Genomic DNA, 3,214 nt, shown 5'->3' with positions numbered 1-3,214 from the left:
TTCGTTCGCGATTATCCGCTCGAGATGTGGTACCGGAACGCGCGGTCCCTCTCGGTGCTCGACGGTCTTGTCGGGGTGTGAGGAGGGGACGATGATCAGTTTCGCGCTTACCGACGCCGACGCCGCCATTCTCGAGGAGGCCAGGGCGCAAGCCGATCTCGCCTCGATATATGCGCGCGATTTCGAGCATGACGAGGACAGGTTGTTGCCTCCGTCCTTTCCGGAAGCCCAAGGGCGGCCGGACACGCGGGCGATGCTCGCCTCCCTCGCGCCCGAGACCAGCGGCTCGAAGATCGTTCATGCGCTTCTCTATCTCGAAGACTGGCGCGGAGGCGTCCCCTTGCGCGAGTCCCGTTATTCGCTCGGCAACACCGCGCTGAGGATCGCAGGCACGCCGGAGCAATATTCACGCTGGCGGGATCGAACGATCGCGATCGGATTGACGGAGCCCGCTGGAGGATCAGACCCGGCTTCGACCCGAACGACTGCGACCTGGGACGTCGTGTCCGGCGAATGGGTGATCGAGGGGGAGAAGACCTTCATTACCTACGCGGAGAGCTGCGACGCCGTCCTCGTGCTGGCCCGCCTTGTTCACCCAGAACGAAGGGGCCTTTCGGCTTTCATGGTCGAAAAGGGAACGCCCGGATTCACCGTCGGGCGGCAATTCCGCAAGATGGGCATTCGATTCGAGGACACCGCACCGCTCGCGTTCTCGGGCTGCCGCGTCCCGGCCTTCAACCATATCGACGGCGACCTGAAGTCTATGCTTCGGTCATTCAGCGAATCCCGACCCGTCGTCGCGGCCTATGCGCTGGGCGTCTCTCGCGCGGCGCTCGACTTCACCTGGGAACGCCTCGCGGAGATTGGAATCGCGCCGGACTACGACAAGGGGCCGTCGGAGACGTGCGCCGCGGCCGACCGCCTCATGAGTCTCGAGGCGGAATGGGAAGCCACCTGGGTGACCGTAATGCAGGCGAAGTGGATCGAACAGAACGAAGGCCCTGGAAAGATCGAATCCTCGATGGCCAAGGCCATGGGCGGAAGTCTTGCACGTCGCGTGACCCAGACATGCATCGACGTGCTCGGCGCCTGCGGGCTGTCCGACGTCCACCCGGTCGAGAAGGCGTTCCGCGACGCCCGGATCTTCGACATCTACGAAGGGACAGGCGAGGTGCAGCGCCTGATCATCGCGCGCGACATCCTCGGTTATTCGCCAAAGGAGCTCAACTGAATCGGACGTCCGCCGACTTCGCATAGATCCGCCGACTTCGCATTGACAGGAATCGTACGCTTGCGTATCATTATCGTCGACGCCTCGATTTGAGCGGCGGTCGCGGGGTTGAGAATAAATCTGCGACGTTCTGATCGAGAGCGGTCGCGAGGGAGGGAAGCATGCGCCGGCCCAGCGATGGCGCGTCCGCGCGAGCGCGCATAGGGGGCTGGTTCTGAGCATGGCGCTCGACCAGATCTTCAATATCGCGCAACTGGCCAACGCGCTGGCCCTGGCTTCTCTTCTGACCTTGCTCGCGACCGGCCTGGCCCTCGTCTTCGGCCTTCGCGACGTGATGAATTTCGCCCACGGCGCCCTGTTCATGCTCGGCGCCTATCTCGGCTATTCCGTATCCGCCCGCCTGAACTTCTGGGCGGCGCTGGTGATCGTTCCCATGCTTCTGGCGCTGCTAGGTGCTGCGCTCGAATACGGCGCGGTGAGGCCGCTCAGACGCCGCGCGCGCATGGAGGTCGCCTTGCTGACCTTCGGTTTAGCGCTGATCCTCAGCCAGCTTGTCATCAAGATCTGGGGCGCGAACCCCGTCGCGATCCCGGCGCCCCCGGTGCTGGCCGGTTCGATCGACCTTCTCGGGCGCCCCTATCCGACCTACCGGTTGTTTCTGATCGCCGTCGGATTCGTGGCCTGCCTTGCTCTTGCGGGCTGGCTTCGGTTCACGCGCGTTGGGCTTCATGTCCGGGCGGTCAGCCGCAGCCCCGAGGTCGCGCGGATGCTCGGCGTCGATACGGATAGGCTCGGCCTCCTCGTCGTTTGCCTCGGAACGGCGTACGCGGGCTTCGTGGGCGTTCTTGCCGGACCGTATCTGTCGATCGATCCGGCCCTTGGTGCGAACACGCTGATCAGTTGCCTGATCGTCGTCGTCGTGTGCGGCCTCGGTAGCATCGGCGGGGCGATCGCCGCGGCGCTCGTCTACGGATTCATCGAGGTTATCGGCTCTCTCGTTTCGCCGGTGGTTTCGGTGACGGCGCCCTATCTGCTGCTGGCGTTCGTCCTGCTGTGGCGGCCGCAAGGCTTCGGCCACGGGAGGGTCGACTGATGGGCCACCTCGCCGGCGTGGCGGTCGACAGGCGTTGTTCCTGGACCGGGATACGCGGCGCCGAGGGGGCTGCTCGAGCTGCGCTGGCCTTGGCCGTGGTAGCGCTCGGCGCCTTCGCGCCCACTGTCGTCACGAGCGCCTACTGGCTCGGCCTTTTCATCAACGCGATGATCCTCAGCCTGTCGGCGGTCTCGATCGGCTTTCTTGCCCGGCAATGCGGGCTGATGATGTTCGGCGTCTCGGCCCTGACGGGCGCCTCGACCTATGTCTACGCCATCGCGGTCACCTCGCTCGGTCTGAACGCGCTGGCCGCCGCCGCTCTCACGCTTGTGACGTGCACGATCGTCTTCGCATGGATCGGCGCGCTGATCGTCCGGGCCCGTCCGCTGCCGTTCGCGATGCTGACTCTCGCCCTGGCCCAACTGCTCCACTCGGTCGTTCTGATCACAGAGGTCCGCCCATGGACCGGAGGGGACGATGGGTTGGCGATCAGCTACGAGGGGACGCTATTCGGGCTGACGCAATCGGACATGTCGCGGCCCGCGACGTTCTGGCCGATCTGCTGGATCGCCTTCTGGGGAGCGATCGCGATGGTCTGGGCGGTTGCACGATCCCGCTTCGGCGAGGTCCTGCGCGCGGTAAAGGCGAATGAAGAGCGCATGAGCTTTTCAGGGTTCGACACCACGACCCCCCGCATTATCGCCTTCACGATTTCCGGTTTCATCGCCGCGACCGCGGGCCTTCTCTCGGGCTTCTACACCGCGTTCGCCTCGCCCGAACTGCTCGACTTTTCGGCCGGCGGAAACGCGCTCGTCGCGACGCTGATCGGGGGCGTGGGCACGCTCGCCGGGCCGCCCCTCGGCGCTCTCCTTTTTGTCCTGGGACAGGAC

The 3,214-nt window shown here is 65.1% G+C and carries 3 protein-coding genes; all 3 read left to right on the top strand.

Annotation, left to right across the window (positions count from 1 at the left end):
• The first annotated feature begins 91 nt into the window (after nt 1-91).
• On the top strand, nt 92-1,231 hold the full coding sequence (locus ACLP25_RS30100; protein WP_442472762.1) for an acyl-CoA dehydrogenase family protein: 1,140 nt from the start codon (nt 92-94) through the stop codon (nt 1,229-1,231).
• A 220-nt stretch (nt 1,232-1,451) separates the two neighbouring features.
• The gene (locus ACLP25_RS30095; RefSeq protein ID WP_442472761.1) at nt 1,452-2,324 is read left to right on the top strand and encodes a branched-chain amino acid ABC transporter permease; all 873 of its coding nucleotides are present in this window, start codon (nt 1,452-1,454) and stop codon (nt 2,322-2,324) included.
• On the top strand, nt 2,324-3,214 hold an 891-nt coding region (locus tag ACLP25_RS30090; protein WP_442472760.1), incomplete at its 3' end, for a branched-chain amino acid ABC transporter permease. The genes ACLP25_RS30095 and ACLP25_RS30090, both read left to right, overlap by 1 nt.

It is taken from the genome of Roseiarcus sp. (assembly GCF_052145395.1).
Lineage (GTDB): Bacteria > Pseudomonadota > Alphaproteobacteria > Rhizobiales > Beijerinckiaceae > Roseiarcus.
Note: the sequence above shows the minus strand (reverse complement) of the source record. Positions and strands in the feature narration are given on the sequence as shown.